The 21725-nt window shown below is 62.2% G+C and carries 22 protein-coding genes and 1 riboswitch; of the genes, 9 read left to right on the top strand and 13 right to left on the bottom strand.

Annotation, left to right across the window (positions count from 1 at the left end):
* Window positions 1-501 precede the first annotated feature (501 nt).
* From PQR67_RS22760 to PQR67_RS22740, 5 genes are all read right to left on the bottom strand, one after another.
* A complete protein-coding gene (locus tag PQR67_RS22760) occupies window positions 502-930 on the bottom strand; it encodes a response regulator (protein WP_408464282.1) in 429 nt (142 codons plus the stop codon).
* A 20-nt stretch (window positions 931-950) separates the two neighbouring features.
* Window positions 951-1583 (bottom strand): response regulator, encoded by a 633-nt coding sequence (locus tag PQR67_RS22755; protein ID WP_408464280.1) that lies wholly within the window; start codon window positions 1581-1583, stop codon window positions 951-953.
* Between the two features lie 251 nt (window positions 1584-1834).
* Entirely contained in the window at window positions 1835-2407 is a 573-nt protein-coding gene (locus PQR67_RS22750) for a ferritin-like domain-containing protein (protein ID WP_408464278.1), read from the bottom strand.
* A 101-nt stretch (window positions 2408-2508) separates the two neighbouring features.
* On the bottom strand, window positions 2509-2670 hold the full coding sequence (locus PQR67_RS22745) for a DUF1328 domain-containing protein (protein WP_006052455.1): 162 nt from the start codon (window positions 2668-2670) through the stop codon (window positions 2509-2511).
* A gap of 130 nt (window positions 2671-2800) precedes the next feature.
* The gene (locus PQR67_RS22740) at window positions 2801-2977 is read right to left on the bottom strand and encodes a DUF1328 domain-containing protein (protein WP_408464276.1); all 177 of its coding nucleotides are present in this window, start codon (window positions 2975-2977) and stop codon (window positions 2801-2803) included.
* 257 nt (window positions 2978-3234) lie between these two features.
* Here PQR67_RS22740 and PQR67_RS22735 point away from each other — a divergent pair, with 257 nt between their 5' ends.
* Together PQR67_RS22735 and PQR67_RS22730 are read left to right on the top strand one after the other, a co-directional pair.
* A complete protein-coding gene (locus PQR67_RS22735) occupies window positions 3235-4680 on the top strand; it encodes a sensor histidine kinase (protein ID WP_408464288.1) in 1446 nt (481 codons plus the stop codon).
* Window positions 4681-4912: 232 nt separating this feature from the next.
* Window positions 4913-5047 carry an entericidin A/B family lipoprotein gene (locus PQR67_RS22730; protein WP_007181189.1) on the top strand — a complete coding sequence of 45 codons (135 nt, stop codon included), beginning with the start codon at window positions 4913-4915 and terminating at the stop codon, window positions 5045-5047.
* A 221-nt stretch (window positions 5048-5268) separates the two neighbouring features.
* Here the strand turns inward: PQR67_RS22730 and PQR67_RS22725 are convergent, their stop codons facing one another.
* The gene (locus tag PQR67_RS22725; protein ID WP_408464274.1) at window positions 5269-6066 is read right to left on the bottom strand and encodes a DUF4397 domain-containing protein; all 798 of its coding nucleotides are present in this window, start codon (window positions 6064-6066) and stop codon (window positions 5269-5271) included.
* A gap of 200 nt (window positions 6067-6266) precedes the next feature.
* Between PQR67_RS22725 and PQR67_RS22720 the strand changes: the two genes are divergently transcribed.
* Entirely contained in the window at window positions 6267-8402 is a 2136-nt protein-coding gene (locus PQR67_RS22720) for an oxidoreductase (RefSeq protein WP_408464272.1), read from the top strand.
* A gap of 111 nt (window positions 8403-8513) precedes the next feature.
* Here PQR67_RS22720 and PQR67_RS22715 read toward each other — a convergent pair whose 3' ends face one another.
* The 6 genes from PQR67_RS22715 to PQR67_RS22690 form a co-directional block, all read right to left on the bottom strand.
* Window positions 8514-9443 carry an EamA family transporter gene (locus tag PQR67_RS22715; protein WP_408464270.1) on the bottom strand — a complete coding sequence of 310 codons (930 nt, stop codon included), beginning with the start codon at window positions 9441-9443 and terminating at the stop codon, window positions 8514-8516.
* A 366-nt stretch (window positions 9444-9809) separates the two neighbouring features.
* Window positions 9810-10058, bottom strand: coding sequence for a pentapeptide MXKDX repeat protein (locus PQR67_RS22710; protein ID WP_408464268.1), 249 nt, complete (start codon window positions 10056-10058; stop codon window positions 9810-9812).
* A gap of 119 nt (window positions 10059-10177) precedes the next feature.
* Entirely contained in the window at window positions 10178-10939 is a 762-nt protein-coding gene (locus PQR67_RS22705; protein ID WP_408464266.1) for a molybdopterin-dependent oxidoreductase, read from the bottom strand.
* 84 nt (window positions 10940-11023) lie between these two features.
* Window positions 11024-11662 carry a cytochrome b/b6 domain-containing protein gene (locus tag PQR67_RS22700; protein ID WP_408464264.1) on the bottom strand — a complete coding sequence of 213 codons (639 nt, stop codon included), beginning with the start codon at window positions 11660-11662 and terminating at the stop codon, window positions 11024-11026.
* Window positions 11663-11707: 45 nt separating this feature from the next.
* Window positions 11708-12559: a DUF1223 domain-containing protein gene (locus tag PQR67_RS22695; protein ID WP_408464262.1), complete on the bottom strand. Its 852-nt coding sequence runs from the start codon at window positions 12557-12559 to the stop codon at window positions 11708-11710.
* Between the two features lie 159 nt (window positions 12560-12718).
* Window positions 12719-13180, bottom strand: a complete 462-nt coding sequence (locus PQR67_RS22690; RefSeq protein WP_408464260.1) for a hypothetical protein — start codon at window positions 13178-13180, stop codon at window positions 12719-12721.
* Between the two features lie 532 nt (window positions 13181-13712).
* Here PQR67_RS22690 and PQR67_RS22685 point away from each other — a divergent pair.
* The 6 genes from PQR67_RS22685 (at window position 13713) to PQR67_RS22660 (ending at window position 20997) form a co-directional block, all read left to right on the top strand.
* Window positions 13713-14123 (top strand): GreA/GreB family elongation factor, encoded by a 411-nt coding sequence (locus PQR67_RS22685; protein ID WP_408464258.1) that lies wholly within the window; start codon window positions 13713-13715, stop codon window positions 14121-14123.
* A gap of 165 nt (window positions 14124-14288) precedes the next feature.
* Window positions 14289-14407: riboswitch (TPP riboswitch) on the top strand.
* Window positions 14408-14496: 89 nt separating this feature from the next.
* A complete protein-coding gene (gene thiC, locus PQR67_RS22680; protein ID WP_408464256.1) occupies window positions 14497-16428 on the top strand; it encodes a phosphomethylpyrimidine synthase ThiC in 1932 nt (643 codons plus the stop codon).
* 288 nt (window positions 16429-16716) lie between these two features.
* Window positions 16717-16929 (top strand): YMGG-like glycine zipper-containing protein, encoded by a 213-nt coding sequence (locus PQR67_RS22675; RefSeq protein WP_408464254.1) that lies wholly within the window; start codon window positions 16717-16719, stop codon window positions 16927-16929.
* A 264-nt stretch (window positions 16930-17193) separates the two neighbouring features.
* Window positions 17194-17706, top strand: coding sequence for a hypothetical protein (locus PQR67_RS22670; RefSeq protein ID WP_408464252.1), 513 nt, complete (start codon window positions 17194-17196; stop codon window positions 17704-17706).
* A 397-nt stretch (window positions 17707-18103) separates the two neighbouring features.
* Entirely contained in the window at window positions 18104-19702 is a 1599-nt protein-coding gene (locus PQR67_RS22665; RefSeq protein WP_408464250.1) for an L-lactate permease, read from the top strand.
* Between the two features lie 368 nt (window positions 19703-20070).
* Window positions 20071-20997, top strand: coding sequence for a DMT family transporter (locus PQR67_RS22660; RefSeq protein WP_408464248.1), 927 nt, complete (start codon window positions 20071-20073; stop codon window positions 20995-20997).
* Window positions 20998-21522: 525 nt separating this feature from the next.
* Here PQR67_RS22660 and PQR67_RS22655 read toward each other — a convergent pair.
* Entirely contained in the window at window positions 21523-21678 is a 156-nt protein-coding gene (locus PQR67_RS22655) for a hypothetical protein (RefSeq protein ID WP_408464246.1), read from the bottom strand.
* Between the last annotated feature and the right edge of the window lie 47 nt (window positions 21679-21725).

Genomic DNA, 21725 nt, shown 5'->3' with positions numbered 1-21725 from the left:
CGTAAAGAAAGATAAGCAAAGAAAGCGGCTCACCCCGCCAGCTCATAAGCGGGTCCCCCGCGCAGCCACGGTAGTGGTGCATCTGGAATCCGTGCTCCCGCACACTCCGCGCGAGTGACAAAGGGCTCATCGGCTCCCACTCCGCACTGCGTGCGTCGCGGACGGGTTGGCATGGGAAACCAAATTACGCTTTGCATAACTGATTGTTTTTGGAAATGGGTTTCGGCGCGCGCAGCGCCGCCGGAAGAATGACGCCTTTGTCACGAAGGCGGAATGTGCGAGAACACAGATTCCAGATGCACCACTACCCCCTCCAAGCCAGGGGACCCGCTTATGAGCTGGCGGTTTGAGCCGCTTTCTTTTGCCTACTTTGCTTTGCGGCAGGCAAAGAAAAGTAGGTGCCGCCCCGCACAGGGGCAACGCTAATAGACCACTAACAAAGCAAGGAAAGGCCAACACCATAAAAGCACAGACAAACGAAACCAGCGTCACGCGCCCCCACTACCTAGCGCCCCGCGCAAAAGCATACTCATGCAACGCATCAACAACCCGATCAAATTCAAACGACTTGTCGTAAAAATGCCGAACACCATACTGTTCACAACGCTCCCGATAAGCCGGCAACGCATGATTCGTCAACACAGCAGCAAACATCGAATCAGTCATCCCCTCACGCTGCAGATAAGCGAGCACAGGCACCCCTGACCCCTGCTTCAGTTGCAAATCCACAATCACCGCATCAAACGCTTCATCGATCAACAAAGCAATCGCCTGATCAGCAGAATCCGCATACGCGGCCACCCGCAACAATCCCGATGCATCGATAGCCTCCACGAGGCTCCTGCGGATCAGCGGCGAATCCTCGATCAGCAGCACGCGCAACGGCGCGCGACTGGCTGGATTGGCGTCACTGTTCGGTTCGCTGTTCATCGACGTATCTCGATCGTCCATCATTCGATCAAACCATTCTTGATCGCGTAATAAGTCAGATCGGCATTGTTAGCCAGGCGCATCTTCTCCAACACGCGAGCCCGATAAGTACTCACGGTCTTCACGGACAAATGCAATTCCTCAGCAATGTCGGTCGGAATCCGTCCCGCCGCGAGCTTGCAGAATATCTGGAACTCGCGCTCGGATAGCGCTTCGTGTGGCCGCCCCGCCGAGGGCTTGTCGAGGTTGTCGGCCAGCGTGTCAGCCACCGCCTCCGACAGATAGCGATGCCCGCGCGCCACCGCGCGGATCGCCCGCACAATCTCCTCAGGCTCGCAGTCTTTGTTGAGGTACCCGTTGGCGCCCGCGCGCAGCAGGTTGATCGCGTACTGGCTCTCCGGATAACCCGACAGAATCAACACGCCCTGCTCGGGCCTCACCTGCCTGATAACGCGCAACGTGTCGATGCCGTTCTTGTCCGGCATCGCAATGTCGAGCAGCACCACATCGAATGCCTGCTGCCGCACGAGGCTAATGGTCTCGTCGCCGGTGGCGGCTTCGGCCGCGACGCACATATCCGGCTCGTCAGCGACGAACTGCCTGAAACCACCTCGGACGATCGCATGGTCGTCGGCTATCAACACTCGAATCATCAGTCTGGTGTCCCTGCTAAAGGATTGCTCCCATGCAGACATTGTAATGACCTTCGGCAACGCCTCCGTCGAACCGACGCAGGCACAGCAGCAAACGTCGCGGACGTTGCCCGTGCGGGAAACCGTCCCGTCCCGGCAACCTCCGCCCAAACAGGCGCGGCAGCCGAAAACCCGTCCTTCCCGTTGCGCCCTGTCGACGCTTGCGACGTCCGCTATGGACCCTCATAAGCGCCGCCCGCTTTTCAGCCACATTACCCACGGCCCTCGAGCAGGTCCGCCATATCGTCGGCATGCTCTTCTTCAACAGCGAGAATTTCCTCGAACAGACGGCGCGTCGTCACGTCCTTCTCGCCAAGATAACGCACGATCTCGCGATACGTATCGATCGCAATACGCTCGGCAATCAGATTCTCGCGAATCATGTCCGTGAGATCGCCGCCTTCTTTGTACTCCGAATGCGAGCGCGCCTTCAGACCGTCCGGCGCAAAATCCGGCTCGCCGCCAAGTTGCACGATCCGCTCGGCGATGCGGTCGGCATGGTCTTGTTCTTCTGCTGCGTGCTCCGCGAATTCCGCCGCCACGGACTCGGAGTTGATGCCTTTGGCCATAAAATGATGCCGTTTATAGCGCAACACGCAGACGATTTCGGTCGCCAACGAGTCATTGAGCAGCTTCAGCACCGTCTCGCGGTCAGCTCCGTAGCTTTGCGTAACCGGGCCATCCGACATGTGCTTGCGCGCGTCCTCACGAATCTTTTTCAGGTCCATTACGAACGAATCGCCAGATTGAGATGCCGCGCCCTGGGCGCCAGAAGACTTCGTCATTGAGATTCTCCTTTATCCGGTATTGGGGGAACTGCGTATCCCGCACGAATCGCGCCTGATAAGTAAGTTTGAATAACGCGGTTTAAGGATGGGCTATTCGTCTACGTTCGAAACACGCCGAGCAGCAGTGTGACCACGAACACGACAAGAAAAATGTAGAACAGGATCTTCGCGATTTCCGCCGCACCCGCGGCGATACCGGTAAAACCGAACACGGCGGCAATGATCGCAATCACGAAAAAAACGATGGCATAGTGAAGCATGGCGACTCTCCTGGTAGATATCCGTGTAAAGAGGCCCTGAGGTAAGCCTTGCAAACCTGGGACGAATCCGACGAGAACCGCTCCATCACAACCGGTGGGAACGGGTACGCACGCGCCTCGTCGAGTGGTGCTAATCGATAATTTTCTTCGTCACCACGAAGCCGAGAACGAGGAACACCACGCACAGAATCACGAACACGACAAACAGGAATTTCGCAATCGCCGCCGCGCCTGCCGCTACGCCGGTAAAGCCGAGAAGCCCGGCGACGATCGCCACGACAGCGAAGAACAATGCCCACTTCAACATGATGGCTTCCTCCTGAATCACTCAATGAACGATCAGGTCCATCCTATCGATCGTCGGCAGCCGGCGCATTCCGACATGCTCCGGTTTTCGTGTGAGAATCCGCTTACATGGAATGACGGCAGCGTTACGCTCATTGCATCGGCCGAGGCGCACGAAAATTGCGACTCGTGAAGCGATGCCGGCACTCGAATGCCAGGCCCAGCAGACGTTAGACTGATGCCCCACCAAAGGAGCCGAATGTGCCGTACGCGTCGAAGATGCAGAAACCCGGGACCGCGACGCGATTAGGCGACTGGATGCGCGATCGCAGTTGGGCAATCGCGATGACCGTGGCAATCGTCATCACCGTGGGTGGGCTCGTGATTCTCGAAACCGCGCGCGAACGCATTGCCGCGGAGTACGAAACAGCGCTCGAAGCTCGCGGCGTCACCGTGCAACTGAGCACGCTTGCAAGCCAGCTATCCCGCCTGAGCGCGTATCAAAGCGACTTTCTTCTGACGAAGCGAGATGTGTCCGCTCAAGGGTTCTGCGCGAGCGCCGCGCAAATACGGCAGAACGCGCAACAATTGGGCAGGTTCTACCGCAGCGCCAAGGCGGACAGCGCCGAGCTCGCGAGTTTCACGCAGATCGTCGCGCTGATCGAGGCGCGCATCGGGGCGGGTGCTGCTGCGCTGCAGCGCGCGGCGCCGCAGCAGCTCGATCTGTCTGCCTGTGGCGGCGCAAGCGAGGCCAATCCCGCCGATGCCACGCTGATCGACAGCACGCTCACCCTGCTGCGCGACAACGAGGAACGTCGCGCGCAGCACGCGCTCGATGCAAGCCGCGCCGATCAGCGCATCTCCACGCTATGCGCGGCCGGATTGTCCGCGCTGAACATCGTGCTGTTCATCCTGCTGTTTCGCAATCTCGGCATCCAGATGGACCGGCAGGCGCGCGTGCAACGTCAACTGATCACGCAACAGGAAGAGCTCGACCAGCTCGTCAACGAACGCACGCGCCAACTCGAAGCGCTAGGCTGGCACTTGCAGGCCGTCAGCGAAAACGAAAAGACCCAGCTCGCGCGCGAACTGCATGACGAACTCGGCGCCATTCTGACCGCCAGCAAAATGGATGTGGCCTGGGCCCACCGCAAACTGAAAGACAACGATCCGGACGTCGCGGAGAAACTGAAGCGCGCGCTCGCCAATCTCGACCAGGGCATTGCACTGAAGCGCCGCATCATCGAAGACATGCGGCCTACCGTGCTGACGAACTTCGGCCTCGTCACCGCGCTGCGCACGCTCGCCGACGAAGCCGCACAGCGCAACAACTGGACGCTCGAATCGCATTTGCCCGCCGACGATATCCAGCTCGACGAGCAAACCGAGATCGCACTCTTTCGCGTCGCGCAGGAGTCGCTCACGAACGCGGCCAAGTACGCGCGAGCCTCGAAGGTGTCGATCGCGCTGCAGGTCGGCGACGGCGAGGTGGCACTGCATATCGCGGACAACGGCGTCGGCATCACGCCAGCCGATCTGAAGCGCACGCACACCCACGGGCTGCTCGGCATGCGCCAGCGGGTCGCCGCGCACGGTGGGCGCTTCGATATTCAACGCGGTGTGCCGCACGGCACCGACATTCATGTGGTGATGCCGAGTGTCAGCACGGCAACGCCGTCGATGGATCTGCCTGCGTCGCTCCCGCCGCAAACGCCGCTCCTGTAAGGCTTCCCGGCATCCTGGCGTGATCCGTGTAGGAGTGCGCCGACGCAAACACCGGAGCACGCTTACAACAAAATCGCAGCGCAACTGACAGCGCTGCCCCCGCCCTTTTTTTAACATGCAATCAGACCGGATCGACTGGCGCATGCCGCGGTCGGACGACAGCTAGCCACGCTAGCGCGTGCCCTTAAAGAATGGCACGTCAACCGATGCATTCTCGACAAGGAGAACTCTCATGAACCGACTGATCGCTTTGCTTCTCATTGCTGGGACAGCCGCGCTCGCGGGTTGCAACACGATGGCGGGAGCCGGCCAGGATATTTCGAAAGGCGGCAACGCCATCACGAATTCGGCCGACCAGGCCAAATAAGCTAGCGACAACTTAACGGCTGCCGGGCGCCTCACGGCGCCTTGAGAAGCCAGATCTCCATAGCCCGTCGCGGGAAACCGCGGCGGGCTCTTTTTATTGCCAGACCCGCAAACAAAGCGGCGATCCACTCACATGGATCGCCGCCTGGTCCTCCCAGCGACTACTGCATGGCACGTGTGTCGCAAGCCACGCACTCGTGGGCGCTCGTGCTTATTGGCCTCTTACTGGCCCGTCAGCGTGTTCGACAGCTCGACACTCGGCGTGCCGGTATTGCCGTTCTGGGCGACCAGCAGATGAATCTGCCCCGGTACAAGCTGGCTCAACGTACCGGCGATCGGCACCGACGTCACCAGCCAGTCCGCGTTATTCGACAGCGAGAACGATGCCGACTGGAAGATCGGCGTCTTGCTGCCCGCCACCGTCGCAATCAGCACATATTCCCCACCGGACACATAGATCGAGTCCTGCCCGCTTGCCGGCACCGCATTCTTGAACGACACGCCCGCCATTGTCGGGCTGATGCTGGTAATGGCGGTATTGGTTGACTGAACCAGATACAGATCGAGGTTGGTCGCGTTGGCCGATGCGTTAAAGGCGCGCAGACGGGCGCTATTGGACAGCAGGCCCTTGTCGAACGGGTCGTCGATCAGGCCGATATCCGGTGCGGCCAGGCCCGGCAATGCCAGGACCGTGTAGTCGTGGCCCTTCGCGACATCGGGGAAATTGCCGCTCGCCAGCGCGGTTGTCGTCCCGGTGGGCGAATACGCGACTGTGGTCGAACCCGTGTTGATGTTGGTGAAGTTCGTCACACCTTTATAGCTGATGTTCGTCTGCCCCGAAGGCGCGGAGCCGTTCACGAGAAAGTCGACTGCCGGGCCGCCAGGAATCGCATTGATGAAATGGATTTCCGGATTCGTCAGACCGAGTTCCTTGCCTACGTCGCTGCCGCCGCCACCGCCGCATGCGCTCAAAATAGCTGTGACAGCAACCACAGCCGCCATGGTTCGGATCGTTTTCATTGTGTTCACCTCTCTGAGTCGAGCCCACGGCTCGTGCATCCGCCTTCAGCAATGCATGTGCCGCTCGATCCGGGAGGTGTCTGGATTCCAGAGAACCCGTTACTGAGCAACGCGTTACGCGGATTAGAATTTTTCCTCGGAGAGTTGGCGCGTCCGGCAGTGTATTGTTCGCGCACTACCCATACTTACACGGTCCCTGCATGTCTTACCCTCACTTACTCGCCGAACTCGACCTCGGCTTCACTCGCTTGCGCAACCGCGTGGTGATGGGTTCGATGCACACCGGCATGGAAGACCGTTTCTGGAACTACCCGAAGCTGGCCGCGTATTTCCGCGAGCGCGCGAAGGGCGGGGTCGGCCTGATCGTCACGGGCGGAATCTCGCCGAACCGGCAAGGCTGGCTGCTGCCTTTCGGCGGCACGCTGAACTCGGTGTTCGATCTGCGCAATCACCGCTTGCTGACCGAGGCCGTACATGCCGAAGGTGGCAAGATCGCGTTGCAGGTCCTGCATGCCGGGCGTTATGGGTATCAGCCGTTTGTTGTGTCGGCGTCGGCGCTCAAGTCGCCGATCTCGAAGTTCAAACCGCGCGCACTCACTGAAGCGGGTATCGCGCGGACCGTGCGCGACTATGCACGCTGTGCGCGCCTCGCCCAGCGCGCCGGTTACGACGGCATCGAAATCATGGGCAGCGAGGGCTATCTGCTCAACCAGTTCCTGTGTCCGCGCACCAACCGGCGTACCGACCGCTACGGCGGCAGCATCGAAAACCGCATGCGGCTCGCGCGCGAAATTGTCGAGCGCGTGCGCGCGGCGTGCGGCGAGCGCTTTATCGTGGTGTACCGGCTTTCGCTGATCGATCTGGTCGAAGGCGGCAACACCTGGGAAGAAACCGTGCAGGTTGCCCAGGCGCTCGAAGCCGCCGGCGTCACGATGTTCAACACGGGAATCGGCTGGCACGAAGCGCGGGTGCCGACCATCGTGACCTCGGTGCCGCGTGCTGCGTTCGCCGCGCTGAGCGCGCGGCTGAAGGCCGCGGTCAAGGTGCCCGTGATCGTGTCGAACCGCATCAATACGCCCGAGGTCGCCGAAACGCTGCTCGCCGAGGGAGCAGGCGACCTGGTGTCGATGGCGCGGCCGCTTCTCGCCGACCCGGAGTTCGTACTAAAGACCGCTGAAGGACGCGCGCACGAAATCAACACCTGTATCGCCTGCAATCAGGCCTGCCTCGACCACACGTTCAAGAACCAGCGCGCGACTTGCCTCGTGAATCCGCGTGCCGGACGCGAGACCGAGCTGATCTACCAGCCGGTCTCAAGCCCTCAGGCCGCGCGTTCGGTTGCCGTAATCGGCGCGGGGCCGGCGGGACTTTCCGCGGCGACCGTTGCGGCTTCGCGCGGCCATCGCGTCACGCTGTTCGATGCGAGCGCGGCCATCGGCGGTCAGTTCAATCTGGCGATGCGCGTGCCGGGCAAGGAAGAGTTCAGCGAGACGATCCGCTATTTTCAGAGCCAGTTGCAACGGCATCGTGTCGACGTGCGACTCGATACGCGGGTCGATCCGGCGCTGCTCGCGGCAGGCGGCTACGACGATGTGATCGTCGCCACGGGCATCGTGCCGCGCAGCCCGGCGATTGCCGGCATCGACGGGGCCAACGTGCTGTCTTATGTGGACGTATTGCGCGGCGCGCCGGTGGGGCGTCGCGTCGCGGTGATCGGTGCGGGCGGGATCGGCTTCGACGTCAGCGAATTTTTGCTGCATCGTGCGGGCGACCCGCTGCCGATACCGCGCGACGAATGGCTCGACGAATGGGGTGTCGACCTCACGGTACAGGATCGCGGCGGATTGAAAGCGCCGGCACCGGTGCAGCCGGCCCGTGAAATCTGGTTGCTGCAACGCAAGCCGGGCAAGCTTGGCATGGGGCTCGGCAAAACCTCGGGCTGGGTGCATCGCGCGACGCTGGCAAGAAACGGCGTGAAGATGCTCGGCGGCGTGTCGTACCTGGAAATCAGCGAGCGCGGTTTGAAGATTGCGCGCGAAGGCGTCGAAGAGTGGCTCGACGTGGATACGATCGTGGTGTGCGCGGGGCAGGAATCCTTGCGCGACCTGGTTCCGAAGACGCCGGCACAAACCGCGGATGGGTCAAACGCCGCGAATCGGGCCAACAGCGGCACTAATAGCGGAGCTAATGGCGCGGCTGGCAGCGCGAGCGGCATCAAGGGCTCAAACGGTACAAATAGTCCGCGCTATCACGTGATCGGCGGCGCAAAGGTGGCAACGGAACTGGATGCGAAACGCGCGATTCGCGAGGGTGCGGAAGTGGCGGCGGCGCTTTGAAGAAGCCGCGAGACGTGCAGGTGGCTACAGCATGCCGAAGCGGCGGAGCGCGCAAACCCAAAGACCCGAGAGCCGGCGACGGTGCAACAGAAGCCCCGCCGCCGTCTCCCTTCAGGCGAGCCGCTTCTTCCGGTAATCGAACCAGAAAGACAGGCCCACGCTGGCCAGAATCACGATCGTCGCGATGACCGTCGAATGCGTGACCGGCTCGCCGAGCAACAACGCACCGAGCGCCACCGCGACCACCGGATTCACGTACATGCAACTGCTGGCGATAATCGGACTCGTATGCCGGATCAGGAAACCGTATGCGACGTAGGCGGTCATCGTCCCGATCAGCATGAGGTAGACGAAAGCGAGCACCGGCAGAAAATGCACTTCCATCATCCGCTCGCCGGACACCCAGGCGACCATCGTCGACATCGCGCCGCCGAGGCCGATCTGCAGCGAGGTCGATAGAAACAGGTCCGACGGCAACTTCAGCCGGCCGGCCAGGTGCGCGCCGCCGGCCCAGAAAAGCGCACCGCACAGAATGGCCAGGCTGCCGCCCGCCGATCCCGGGGCGCTGTCGCCATGACTCAGGATCGCGATGCCCACCAGTCCAAGACCGACCGCGAACCACTCGCCCCGGCCGATCTTGCGCCCCGCCACCGCCGCGATCACCGTCGCGAACAACGGCACCGTCGCGACCATCACGGCCGCGGTGCCGGTGCCGACCGTGCGCATGCCATAGGCCAGCATGCCGCTCGACAAGCCGACCAGCATCGTGCCGACCAGACCGGCATTGCGGATTTCACCCGCACTCGGCCAAACCGGATTGCGGCGCGCCGCGAAAACGAAGAGCCCTACCCCGGCAAACAGATTACGCAGCCCTGAGAGCAGCAGCGGCGGAAACGAACCGAGCGCGACATGCACGGCGAGGTAGGTCGAGCCCCATACGAGATAAACGACCGTGAGCGCGAGCGCGATCTGTCCGTTGCGGGACTGCGGCAAACGGATCGGGAAACCACGCGAGAAACGGCTTGGGAGTTGCGGCGACATGCGTTAGCCCGCCCATGCCGCTCGAGGTGCTGCGCCCCCGCTGAAGACCCGGTGGCGGGATGGCGGACACCGCATTGGCGATGCGGTCTGACGGGCGAGGCTGGCGGACATGTCGGTGGAACGGAAAGACGATAGATGGCCAATGGGGCCACAACGCCGCGGCGCTCGAAAGGAATCGATCCGCGGCTAACACGCGCTAAACATCTGGCGCGACGCCGCATTATGCAGTAAGCGCCCACCGCGTCGCTTGAAAGAATCGTAACTTTTTTGCGTACATGCAACAGAAAAGCCGGGGACATATCCCCGGCTTTCGCTTTACGTGCGAAACCGGCGCTCAGACTATGCGGCCGGCATCGCCGGCCACGCTCAGTTGGCCATCGCGCCCGATGCTTCGTGCTTCATGCCCATCGCGTCACCGCTCTTTTTCATCTTGTCGTGCTTCATCGCGTCCTTCTTCATGCTGTCCTTCGACATGGTGTCTTTGGACATCGCGTCCTTCGACATCGTGTCCTTGGACATCGCATCGTTGGACATGGCGCCGCTTGCCTGAGCGAACGCGGCGCCGCCACTGGTCAGAAGAGCGACGGCCATTGCTGCAATTGCGAACTTTTTCATGGGAAAACTCCGTTTCGTTATGGATCAATCTGAACCGGCATCTCACTGATGCCGGGGTACTTCCGAAGCTTCTGCCGCCCGGGGTCGCGCGTTGGGTCCTGCACGCGCCGACCCGTGCGTCAGGAGCCTCCGAACCAGTTGTAGCCCTGGTCGACCCAATAGCCGCCGGGATACGTGTTAGTGACGAACATCTCGACGATGTGCTTCGGATTCTTGTAGCCGAGCTTGGTCGGCATGCGCAGCTTCATCGGGAAGCCGTATTTCGCGGGCAAGCGCTCGCCGTCGTACGAGAACGTGAGCAGCGTTTGCGGATGCAGCGCGGTCGGCATATCGATGCTCTCGTAGTAGTCGTCGGCACATTTGAAGCCGACGTACTTCGCGCTCGTGTCCGCGCCGATGCGCCGCAGAAAATCAGCAAACGGCGTGCCGCCCCAACGGCCGATCGCGCTCCACCCTTCCACGCAGATATGCCGCGTGATCTGCTCCGCGTGCGGCAGCGCGTACAACTCGGGCAGGGTCCACACACGCTGACCGGTGACGAGACCGCTGATTTTCAGCTTGTAGTCGGAGGCGTCGACATCCGGTACGTCGTCGATACCGTAGAACGCGTTGAACGGAAACGGCCGGGTGATCTGCGCTTCGGTGTAGGTCGGCGCGAGTTGCTTCGGATCGAACAGCGCGGCCTGCGCGCGGTCGTTCAGACGCGACACGGCCGTGAGGAATGCGTTGACCGAATCGTTGTCGGTCAGCGAGCAGCCAGTCAGCATGGACAGTCCGCCGAGCGTCAGAAGCCGCTTGCCGAACAGGCGCCGCGACGGCATCGCGAGTTCGCGCCGTGCGTCGATCAGGATCGATTCGCGGTCGAGCCTGGTGTCAGGCATAGATGCGATTTTTCGATCGGATGTTGTATCTTGCCGGGTCATGATTCGATGTCCTTAAGCTTTGCGTATCCGTGAATCAGGTGCTTAACGTCCGCGCAGCATCGCCAGCAGCGAGCGCGGGACGAGCGCCACCATCACCAGATGCACGGCGATAAACGCAGCCATGAGCGACATGGCGCAGAAGTGGACGATGCGCGCGTTGTCATAGCCGCCCATCACCTCGCGTAACAGCGGAAACTGCACCGATTTCCAGATCGCGAGGCCGGAGAGCACCAGCACGATCAGATCGCAGACGACAAACAGATAGGCCAGTTTCTGCACCGCGTTATAGACACGCAGATCGGCGTGCGAGAGCTTGCCGGTCAAGGCGGCAATGAAGTCGTGCAGTACGGCGCGCGGCGAGACCGGCAGGAACTTGCGCACGAAGCGCCCGCTGACCAGGTTCAGCGCGAGATACAGCAGACCGTTGAAGACCAGCAGCCACATCGCCGCGAAGTGCCATTGCAGCGCGCCGCCGAGCCAGCCGCCGAGCGTAATCGTGGTGGGAAACGTAAAGCCTTTGAAGATCGGCGACGCGTCATAGATGCGCCAGCCGGACAGCATCATCAGGATGGCCGCGAGTGCGTTGAGCCAATGCGTGACGCGCACCCATACCGGGTGAATCGTGCCGCTCTTCGGCAAGGCGGGCGGCGCGGTTTCGCTGAGAACATGAGGCGTTGCCATGAGAATCTCCGATGAAATGGGAAGCGCTGCGGGGTCGTCGCGCGATCAGTTGCAGGCGGCCAGCTCGCCCACTTGCAACACATCGCCGGTCGCGGCGTTTTCGACGAAAGCGACCACGCCGAAGGTGCCGGCCGGCGCGTTGGCGTCGGCATCGTCGACACGGATATCGCGGCGGATTTGTGCGCGACCGTCAACCAGTGGCACGGGGCCGATCCATTGCCGCACGACGCGTTCGTGATGCAGCGTGGCGCCGCTGTTTTCCCCGGCTTTGACCTGCGAGTTCAACGCGTTCTGATAGAGCGCGACGTAGGCATTCAGCGGCTCCGCGGTGTCCCTTGTATCGAACGCCTTGCTGGTGAATTGCGCATCGACATTGAAGGCGCCCTTCGCCTGCGGTTTCAGTTCAAGCGCCACGTTCGCCTGCGCCGGTTCGGCGACGAGCTTCTCGATGCGGCTCTGAAAGCTGTCGCGTTGCGACCACCCACGCAATTCACGGCCCGATACGAACACTTCGGGCGTGTAGATGGTGTGACCGCCGGCGAGGTCGGTGAGGGTTTGCTGACGTTCGGTAAAGCGATGCTGCGAGAAGCGGTCGGTCCAGCCAAGGCTATTCCAGTAGTCCACGTGCAGGGCCAGCGGCACGATGCTTTGGGTGGCGCCGCTGTTTTTCCACTGGCTCAGCCAGGTGTCGGCAGGCGGGCAGCTATTGCAGCCTTCGCTGCTATAAAGCTCCACCAGCGCGACCCGGTGGGACGGGCTGTGCGACGCGCATACGGCGCTGGCTGCAGCGGCAAGGCCGCTGGCCGAGAGGGTCGTCAGCGCGACGACTAGCGCGATTGCGCGGGTGGCATAGCGCTGGACATGCCGATTGGCTCGGCGGGTTCGTATGATTCGCATGGCGTGCTCCATCAGGATCTGCACGTTTGTCGAACCAGGAGACCACTTATGACAGCCGGTTCCAATTTTTATTTTGATTCAGCATGTCCACCCGCGGTCCCGGCCTTTCCGTACCGTTGATCTCCGCGGGGCGCCTGCGGGCGTCCCGCGGAAGGTGCGTCAATCGTAACTAACGACAACGATCACCTGAGTATCCTGCGCGGCACGCTTCGACGCCAGCGACAACGCACCGCCATCGCGGCCAATCCGGTAGCGCCCGTCACTGCCGGCGCGAAACACATGGCCACTGCCATCGACAAAACGCTCGGCCAATGCATCACGCGCCTTCGCGCCGTTGATCACCTGAAGCGCGACATTCGCGCCCGCAACCACGCCCGGCTCAGCGCCAAAAGTCAGCGTGACTGCCGAACCCGCCGCCGTGAGCCGCCCGCCAGCCGCATTGACATGTGGGCCGGCCTGAACAGGCGCCGGAGCCGCCGATACCTCTAACTGTGGCGCCACGATCATGCCCGAGAAAGTGATCGTTCCATCGCTCGCCATCGCCTGGAGCGGCACCGCAACCAGCGCTGCCATCACCACTGCCGCGCTGAGCACCCCAAACCGCCCGGTTCCTGTTTTCATCAGCAGATCTCCTTAAGCCGTCTTACTTCGCACCGCGCTATTGACGCGCCACCCACCGCTGGTTGCCCGACCAGGCAACGGCCACCCCCTACAGCAGAATTAACGGCAGCGCCGCGTCTGCCTTGAACGTTCCCAGGCGATCCAGACACGCCGCACCGTGTATCCACGGCAGCCCGCCAGCCGCAATTAAAGAGACGCCCCGGCCGTGCTAACATTCACCTTTCGATTGCGTCGATTAAGCTTTCTTTCCGGCGCGTCCCAACATCTTTCGTTATCCGCCGGCTACTTCACCATGCGTTTTCCGTTCTCCCGTGTCCTCACCCGTTTGCGCCCCCGCCGCGCAACCGGTTGTGCGCGCGCGGAGATCGCGGCGCCTCACGCCGGCCAGCCGACCCGAACGCTCCCGCTTCTCGCCGCCCGGCGCCCGATCTAACGCAGGTCCCCTCCATCGCCGGGGCCGCGTCGTCGGGCTCCGGGCTGATCTCATCCGCACGCAGTCCCCTTACATGCAGATCGAAATGGAGAACCCGTCATGAAAAAGACGAAAACCTGTTACCTCACCGAACTCGACGCCGCGCGTCTCGAAAAACACGCAGCCGCGCCCGGCGCCGACGCCAAATTGCAGGACATGCTCGACGACGTCATGGCGCGTGCCGTGATCGTCGAATCGCGCGACATCCCCGCAAACATCGTCACCATGAATTCGCAGGCCACGCTGGTCGACGAAACCAGCGGCGAGCAGATGACCTGGACGGTTGTGTATCCGCCCAATGCGGACTTCGCGCAGGGCCGCCTGAACGTGTTTTCGCCGCTCGGTCTTGCGCTGCTCGGCGCCAAGCGTGGCGAACGCATCCGCTTCACGCCGCCAAGCGGCACGGAAAAAGTCCTGAAGCTCGAAAAAATCCTGTTTCAGCCCGAAGCGGCCGACAATTTCACGCTGTAAGCAAAGTGCCTCCGCGACGCAGAACTGCTGCGCCGCATCATTCCCGGCAGCCCCCATCACGCCCTATCACAATCAGAATAGTGCGTGGCTGACCGGCGTTATCTCCGATATCTGACTTTTTCAAGATGGGTTGCCAAGCATCGCCCGGGCGGTGTATCGTGTGCGCTGCTAACGCGGGGGTCCTGCGTGGCACGGAGGTTGGAGGTCCGTGTTGCGTGGGTGAGAAATACCCTTTGAACCTGATCTGGATAATGCCAGCGCAGGGAAGCGTACGGATTTCGCTGCTGGTCTACCGTTTCATCTCTCGCGAATCCGACAACTTCCATCTCGTCTCCTGCTTAGCGGCCCCACATAGCTTTGCATGGAGATACGCATGAACGCCAATCCGAAGTTTCTTTCCGCCGACGCTCACGTCGATGCCGCCGCTGTCGCCCCGCTGCCGAACTCCCGCAAGGTCTACGTGACCGGCTCGCGGCCCGACATTCGCGTGCCGATGCGCCAGATCTCCCAGGCAGATACGCCGGATAGCTTCGGCGGCGAGAAGAACCCGCCGGTCTATGTCTACGACACGTCGGGCCCCTACTCCGATCCGCAAGCGCAGATCGACATTCGCGCGGGTCTGCCCGCGCTGCGTCAGGCCTGGATCGAAGAGCGCGGCGACACCGAAGCGCTCACGGGCCTGTCGAGCGACTTCAGCCGCGAACGTGCCGCCGATACCGCGACTGCCGAGCTGCGCTTCAAAGGCCTGCATCGCACACCGCGCCGCGCCATCGCCGGCAAGAACGTCTCGCAGATGCACTACGCGCGTCGCGGCATCATCACGCCGGAAATGGAATACATCGCGATTCGCGAGAACCAGCAACGCGCCGCCTATCTGGAAAGCCTGAAGACGAGCGGTCCGAACGGCGAAAAGCTCGCGGCGATGATGGGCCGCCAGCATCCGGGCCAGGCTTTCGGTGCGAGCGCCTTCGGTCCGGACGGCCTGAAGGAAATCACCGCGGAATTCGTGCGCGAAGAAATCGCCCGCGGCCGCGCGATCATCCCGAACAACATCAATCACCCGGAAAGCGAGCCGATGATCATCGGCCGTAACTTCCTCGTGAAGGTGAATGCGAACATCGGCAATTCGGCGGTGACGTCCTCGATCGGCGAAGAAGTCGACAAGATGACGTGGGCGATCCGCTGGGGCGGCGACACGGTGATGGATCTGTCCACCGGCAAGCACATTCACGAAACGCGCGAGTGGATCATCCGCAATTCGCCGGTGCCGATCGGCACGGTGCCGATCTATCAGGCGCTCGAAAAGGTCAACGGCAAGGCCGAAGACCTGACGTGGGAAATCTTCCGCGACACGCTGATCGAACAGGCCGAACAAGGCGTCGACTACTTCACGATCCACGCCGGTGTGCGTCTGCAATACGTGCCGCTGACGGCCAAGCGCATGACGGGTATCGTCTCGCGCGGCGGTTCGATCATGGCGAAGTGGTGCCTCGCGCATCACAAGGAAAGCTTCCTGTACGAGCATTTCGAAGACATCTGCGAAATCATGAAGGCGTATGACGTGGCCTTCTCGCTCGGCGACGGCCTGCGTCCCGGTTCGATCTACGACGCCAACGACGAAGCGCAACTCGGCGAGTTGAAGACACTCGGCGAACTGACGCAGATTGCGTGGAAGCACGACGTGCAGACCATGATCGAAGGCCCGGGCCACGTGCCGATGCAGCTGATCAAGGAAAACATGGATCTGCAACTGGAATGGTGTGACGAAGCACCGTTCTACACGCTTGGACCGTTGACCACCGACATCGCGCCGGGCTACGACCACATCACGTCGGGCATTGGCGCTGCGATGATCGGCTGGTTCGGCACCGCGATGCTCTGCTACGTCACGCCGAAGGAACACCTGGGGCTGCCGAACAAGGACGACGTCAAGACCGGCATCATCACCTACAAGCTCGCCGCGCACGCCGCCGATCTGGCGAAGGGCCATCCGGGCGCGCAGGTGCGTGACAATGCGTTGTCGAAGGCGCGTTTCGAATTCCGTTGGGAAGACCAGTTCAATCTCGGCCTCGACCCGGACAAGGCACGCGAATTCCACGACGAAACGCTGCCGAAGGATTCGGCCAAGGTCGCACACTTCTGTTCGATGTGCGGCCCGCACTTCTGCTCGATGAAGATCACCCAGGACGTCCGCGAGTTCGCAGCGCAACAAGGCGTCACCGACGACGAAGCGCTGCAGAAAGGCATGGAAGTGAAGTCGATCGAGTTCATGAAGAAGGGCGCTGAGATCTATCAGCGGCAGTAAGGGTCGGATTGCGGGCGCACGCGCACGTGTGTGTACGCGCCCGCCGTTCGAACCTCGCGCGTCACCGCATTGCAGTACCCAAGCCCGCCACTGGCGGGCTTTTGCGTTTCTGTGCGGCCGGCACGCCGGATGCCGGTACAGGAGAAACATTTGATTACGAAACCGACAATCTGCTGACAAGGCTACACATCTGGATACGGGTTGCACCGATAAGATCAGAAGTAAGGACGGCGTGATCTGTCCATTTCCACGCAACCATTTTCAGACACAATGAACGGAGTCAGCATCATGAAATCGATTCGTCAACTCGGCGCGCTCGCGGCTATCGTGGCGGTTGCCGCAAGTCTTTCCGCGTGTGACGGCATGACCACACGGCAACGCGATACGGCAATCGGCGCGGGCGTGGGCGGCGCGGCAGGCGCGCTGATCGGCGGCAATGCCCTGACGACGCTTGGCGGCGCGGCGGCAGGCGGCATCATCGGTAATCAGGTCGGCAAGTAAGCGCCGGCGAGGCGTTTTCGATACGACAGCGCATGGGGCCAGCCCACTCTGCGGCCCATCGCAAAGAACGACGATGCCTGCCCCGGCGAGCAGGCGGGCGCCACCCCACGAAGACGACCGGCGCCATGCCGGTCGCTTCACCCAACGCTTTGCAATGACGTGAAATAAGCCGTTACGGTTTTGCAATCCTGCGAGCGCGACGCGGGCGTAAGCTCAAGCCAATACGCCCCGGATGGCGGCGTCCGTTTGAAACAGGAGCGCGTCATGAAGTCCCCCATCATCAACACGGTCGGCACGATCGGCCAGCAGTTGCCGCGCCGTTTCCCTCGTATTTCACAAGCAGGACTGGTGCTCATCGGCGCAGTCTGCGTGCTGACACTGTCCGGCTGCTACTACCCATACGGTTACTATCCGGGCGGCTACTATCCGTATTACGCGACGGTCCCGGCGAATACGACACAACAGGACGTGCAGGTCGGACCGCCCGATCCGCAGGCCGCCCAGCTAACGCAGCAACAACCTTCCGCCTCGGCAATGCAGCGAGCCCAGAGCGCCCAGCAGAACCCGCCGCCTGCTTATACGGTCGCCGCCGCGCCGCCCGTCTACGTTGCTCCGGCGTATCCCGCCTATCCCGCTTACTATCCGCCGCCGGTGTATCCCGCTTATTACGGTTACCCCGGCTGGTACGGCCCGTCGGTCTCGATCGGCGTCGGATTTGGCGGCTATTGGGGCGGCGGACGTGGCTATTGGGGCGGTGGGCACGGCCACTGGCATTGAATCTCGCCGTTGAAGGCCGCCGGGCTGATCTGTCTTAACCGTCCCGTGCCCGCCTCGATCAGGGCACCGGACGGAACCGTGCCGCACAACCCGCCCCCCCGGGTCGCCTGAAAACCGGCATCGCCGCCATACCGCGCCGGCCTCGCTTCACGCCCATCATGCCGCGGCGATCCCCCGCTCACACGACCCGGCGTCTCCCCCTCTCTTTCGCCCGTACTTACCCTTCTTGACGCCTCCCAACCGGGCTCTATGCTTGGGGAAGCCACACGCAGTACTCGTTTAAATAAGCGACCCGGCGCGTCCTGCACGCGCCGCCGACGCCCATCCGTCCTGCCTGATCGACGCGCGCCGCAGTGCGTAGTCCGCGTCGATCTCGAACAACAACGAAGGAGACGTGATGTTTCACCAACTACTCACTCCAGTCGGCAATTCGCTAGCGCTGTCATTCCTTGTCGCCGCCTTGCCGATCATCGTCGTGCTGCTGTTGCTCGGCTGGGCGCGCCGCCCGGCCTGGCAGGCGTCGCTCGCGGGCCTGATCGTCGGGCTGATCGTGGCGATCTTCGTCTGGCAGTTCCCGGTCGGACTGGCGGCCGCCTCCGTGGCGAACGGTGCGGTGTTCGCCTGCTGGCCGGTGATGTGGATCGTATTCAGCGCGATCCTGCTCTACAACATCTCGCAACGCTCGGGCCGTTTCGCGGCCTTTCGCATGTGGATGATCGACAACCTGCCGAACGACCGCCGCGTGGTGCTGGTCGTGATCGGCTTTTCTTTCGGCGCGCTATTCGAAGGGATTTCCGGCTTCGGCACACCGGTCGCGATCACCAGTTCGCTCCTGATCCTGCTCGGTTTCCCCACGCTCGAAGCGCTCACCTTCACGCTGATCTTCAATACCGCACCGGTCGCGTTCGGCGCGCTGGGTGTGCCGATCACGGTGCTCGGGGCGGTCACCCACCTGCCAGCCGACACGCTCGCCAAAATGGTCGGACGGCAATTGCCGTTTTTCGCCTTGCTGCTGCCGTTCTACGTGATCGGCGTGTATGCGGGTTTTCGCAACATGCTGCGCGTGTGGCCCGTGCTGCTGGTGTCGGGCGCGAGCTTCGCGCTGACCCAGTTCGTCACGGCGAATTATGTGAACTACAGTTTGACCGACGTGCTGTCGTCCCTGGTCTCGCTGATCCTCACGATCGCTTTCCTGCGCGTCTGGAAACCCGCCGTCGATCCAAAGTTCGCGATCAACATCGATCGCGTGGGCGAGGTGCGCGGCAAGATCAGCGGCGCCCAGGGATGGTATCCGTGGATCATCGTCTCGGCGGTGGTGATCGTCTGGACCATCGCCAAGATCTTCCTGATCGGTGACGTCAAGGTGCCGTGGCCGGGCCTCGACAAGGCCGTGTTCATCACCCTGTACAACACGCCGTATGGCGCGGTGTGGGACTTCCAGCCGCTTGCCACCGGCACGGCGATTCTGGTGGCCGCCATCATCACGTCGCTCGTGACAGGTCTGGGGATCAGCGAATTTGGCAAGGCCATTGTCGACACCTGGGTCCAGACGCGTATCGCCATTCTGACGGTGGCGACCATCGTCGCACTCGCCTATCTGATGAACTACTCAGGGCTCACCTACACGCTCGGGCTCGGCGCGGCATCGGTCGGACCGTTCTTTCCGCTGGTGTCGGCGTTCCTCGGCTGGGTCGCGGTGTTCCTGTCCGGCAGCGACACCTCGGGCAACGCGCTGTTCGGCAACCTGCAGGTGGTGGCGGCCCACCAGTTGAACCTGAACCCGATTCTGATGGCGGCGACCAACTCGTCGGGCGGCGTGATGGGCAAAATGATCTCGCCGCAGAACATTTCGACCGGCGTGGCCACGACCGAACTCAAAGGCAAGGAAGGCGTGGTGTTCGCCAAGACCTTCAAGCATTCGATTCTGTTGACGGTGATTCTCGGCGTGCTGGTGTGGTTGCAGCAGAACTTCCTGCAAGGGATGATCCCGCACTGAGGCATGCATCCGGCCCGCGCGAAGCAGCGCGGGCGGTAGTCGCTGCTCGTGCCGATGGCGCTAATAGGGGCCCCTATCAGCGTCGCCAAAAACTCGTGCACTGCCGCAAAATAATTCATGCTCCATAGACGCCAACCCCGCCAGGGTTGGCGTTACATCCGTAGCGCATCCATTTCATCGCAATTTTTCTCACATCAGCGTGAGAATTGCTCGTTTTGCGGCGGGCTCGACCGCGCTTAGGATGACGATAGCCGGACGCCCCATCCTCTCCCGCATCTTGCTGTTTCACTCCAACCTGAAACGTTTCGCGCAATCACGCTGCTACGATGCAAATGCGTCCCGACTAAACCGCGCGCGGCGCCACGACAATGAATGCCAAAAACCTCCTCCAGTTGCTGATCCTCGCCGCCCTATGGGGTGCCTCGTTTCTCTTTATTCGCGTCGGCGTGTCCGACTTCGGCGTCGCGCCGCTGATGGCGCTGCGTGTCGGCATCGGCGCGGCCTTCCTTGCCATCGTGTTGATCGCGCGGCGGCCGCTGCGTGAATCCGCAACGATCCTGCGCACCCATGCCTTCCCGCTGCTGGTGGTCGGCATACTGAATTCGGCGGCGCCGTTCTGCCTGTTCGCCTATGCCGAGTTGACGCTGTCGGCGGGCGTGACGTCCGTGATCAATGCGACCACGCCGCTGTGGGGCGCACTCGTCGGCTTTCTATGGCTGCGCGACCGCCTGAGCGCGCTGCGCACGGTCGGTCTCGTGATCGGCTTTGTCGGCGTGCTGATGCTGGTATGGGATCAGATCGCCGCACCGAACGGCTCGGCCGTTACTCCGCTGAGCGCCGCGCTCGCGGCCGCCGCGGCACTCGGCGCCACCCTGCTGTACGGCATCGCCTCCAATTACACGAAGCGCCGCCTGACCGGCGTCGACGCCTTGACCGTCGCGACCGGCACGATGACCGGCGCCACCATCGTGCTGCTGCCGCTCGCCGTCATCTACTGGCCGGCTGCGCCGATCTCGGCGCACGCGTGGGGCGCGGTCATCGCGCTGGGTGTCGCGTGTACCGGTATCGCCTACATGCTGTTCTTCGATCTGATCGCGGCGGTCGGGCCGACACGCACGATTACGGTGACCTTCGTGATTCCGGTGTTCGGCATTCTGTGGGGTGCGCTGTTTCTCGGCGAAACCGTGTCGCCTGGCATGCTGGAAGGCTGCGGCGTGATTCTCGTCGGCACCGCGCTCGCCACGGGCGTGATCAAGCGTCTGCCCTGGAGCGGAACGCGCCGCGCCGACACCTGAAAACCGCCTCGCGCGACGCTTCCCCCTGCGTCGCCGCTTTCCTGTCCGGTACCGTTCGCCGCGTCGGCGGCCCGGCACCACATTCCGCACTTTCCGATTACCCAAAAAAATAGCCCGCACTCCGTTGGAGTGCGGGCGAAACCGTCGCCCTACGAGGATAGGCGACGGGGCCACCGAGGCCGCGCGCCACGCGCGCAGGCCATCATCGGGCTAGACACCGGTTCGTTCACCGGTGCTGAAAGGGTCTGGGACTCGCCGTTTCGAAACTCGCCTGCAACTCATGTCGGGTGTTACGAATCCGGCCCCATGAGTCTTTAAGAGCAGATTGCGTGCCAGTTATGCAATCTCGCGAAAAATCGTTCGCAAACTGTTGATTGTTATTGTCATTTTTTGCACGGAAAGGAATCAGAAAGGATTTGCGGAAGGGGTTTTGCGAGTTACGTCACCGGGGTAACGTCACGTTACATGCGGCCGCACAGTGGCGGCCGCGCGGTCCCGCTTCATGCGTTTGAAGCAGGGTGAACATCAGCGCACCGGCCATTTCGTGCGTTGCGACGTCCTGTGCCTGACCCGCAAAACCGTTGGCTGTCGCGTCTCGCGCGGCGCCAGGGCCGCACCGCACACAAGCGCCAGGACGAGCAAGCTCGCCGCCCACATCCAGTAAGGAATCACGTCGAACATATCCATCTCCCCGTTGAGCGCCGGTTCATACCGGTGTTTCAGACAAG

This window comes from Paraburkholderia fungorum (assembly GCF_046026025.1).
Lineage (GTDB): Bacteria > Pseudomonadota > Gammaproteobacteria > Burkholderiales > Burkholderiaceae > Paraburkholderia > Paraburkholderia fungorum_E.
Note: the sequence above shows the minus strand (reverse complement) of the source record. Positions and strands in the feature narration are given on the sequence as shown.

Excerpts from the sequence above, each read along its gene's own strand:
- PQR67_RS22720 (WP_408464272.1), top strand. The coding sequence starts at position 6,267 with ATGTCTTACCCTCACTTACTCGCCGAACTCGACCTCGGCTTCACTCGC.
- PQR67_RS22670 (WP_408464252.1), top strand. The coding sequence starts at position 17,194 with ATGAAGTCCCCCATCATCAACACGGTCGGCACGATCGGCCAGCAGTTG.
- PQR67_RS22750 (WP_408464278.1), bottom strand. The coding sequence starts at position 2,407 with ATGACGAAGTCTTCTGGCGCCCAGGGCGCGGCATCTCAATCTGGCGAT.
- PQR67_RS22730 (WP_007181189.1), top strand. The coding sequence starts at position 4,913 with ATGAACCGACTGATCGCTTTGCTTCTCATTGCTGGGACAGCCGCGCTC.
- PQR67_RS22660 (WP_408464248.1), top strand. The coding sequence starts at position 20,071 with ATGAATGCCAAAAACCTCCTCCAGTTGCTGATCCTCGCCGCCCTATGG.
- PQR67_RS22725 (WP_408464274.1), bottom strand. The coding sequence starts at position 6,066 with ATGAAAACGATCCGAACCATGGCGGCTGTGGTTGCTGTCACAGCTATT.
- PQR67_RS22705 (WP_408464266.1), bottom strand. The coding sequence starts at position 10,939 with ATGCCTGACACCAGGCTCGACCGCGAATCGATCCTGATCGACGCACGG.
- PQR67_RS22665 (WP_408464250.1), top strand. The coding sequence starts at position 18,104 with ATGTTTCACCAACTACTCACTCCAGTCGGCAATTCGCTAGCGCTGTCA.
- PQR67_RS22690 (WP_408464260.1), bottom strand. The coding sequence starts at position 13,180 with ATGAAAACAGGAACCGGGCGGTTTGGGGTGCTCAGCGCGGCAGTGGTG.
- PQR67_RS22735 (WP_408464288.1), top strand. The coding sequence starts at position 3,235 with ATGCAGAAACCCGGGACCGCGACGCGATTAGGCGACTGGATGCGCGAT.
- PQR67_RS22755 (WP_408464280.1), bottom strand. The coding sequence starts at position 1,583 with ATGATTCGAGTGTTGATAGCCGACGACCATGCGATCGTCCGAGGTGGT.
- PQR67_RS22745 (WP_006052455.1), bottom strand. The coding sequence starts at position 2,670 with ATGCTTCACTATGCCATCGTTTTTTTCGTGATTGCGATCATTGCCGCC.
- thiC (WP_408464256.1), top strand. The coding sequence starts at position 14,497 with ATGAACGCCAATCCGAAGTTTCTTTCCGCCGACGCTCACGTCGATGCC.
- PQR67_RS22675 (WP_408464254.1), top strand. The coding sequence starts at position 16,717 with ATGAAATCGATTCGTCAACTCGGCGCGCTCGCGGCTATCGTGGCGGTT.
- PQR67_RS22700 (WP_408464264.1), bottom strand. The coding sequence starts at position 11,662 with ATGGCAACGCCTCATGTTCTCAGCGAAACCGCGCCGCCCGCCTTGCCG.
- PQR67_RS22655 (WP_408464246.1), bottom strand. The coding sequence starts at position 21,678 with ATGTTCGACGTGATTCCTTACTGGATGTGGGCGGCGAGCTTGCTCGTC.
- PQR67_RS22760 (WP_408464282.1), bottom strand. The coding sequence starts at position 930 with ATGAACAGCGAACCGAACAGTGACGCCAATCCAGCCAGTCGCGCGCCG.
- PQR67_RS22685 (WP_408464258.1), top strand. The coding sequence starts at position 13,713 with ATGAAAAAGACGAAAACCTGTTACCTCACCGAACTCGACGCCGCGCGT.
- PQR67_RS22715 (WP_408464270.1), bottom strand. The coding sequence starts at position 9,443 with ATGTCGCCGCAACTCCCAAGCCGTTTCTCGCGTGGTTTCCCGATCCGT.
- PQR67_RS22740 (WP_408464276.1), bottom strand. The coding sequence starts at position 2,977 with ATGTTGAAGTGGGCATTGTTCTTCGCTGTCGTGGCGATCGTCGCCGGG.
- PQR67_RS22695 (WP_408464262.1), bottom strand. The coding sequence starts at position 12,559 with ATGCGAATCATACGAACCCGCCGAGCCAATCGGCATGTCCAGCGCTAT.
- PQR67_RS22710 (WP_408464268.1), bottom strand. The coding sequence starts at position 10,058 with ATGAAAAAGTTCGCAATTGCAGCAATGGCCGTCGCTCTTCTGACCAGT.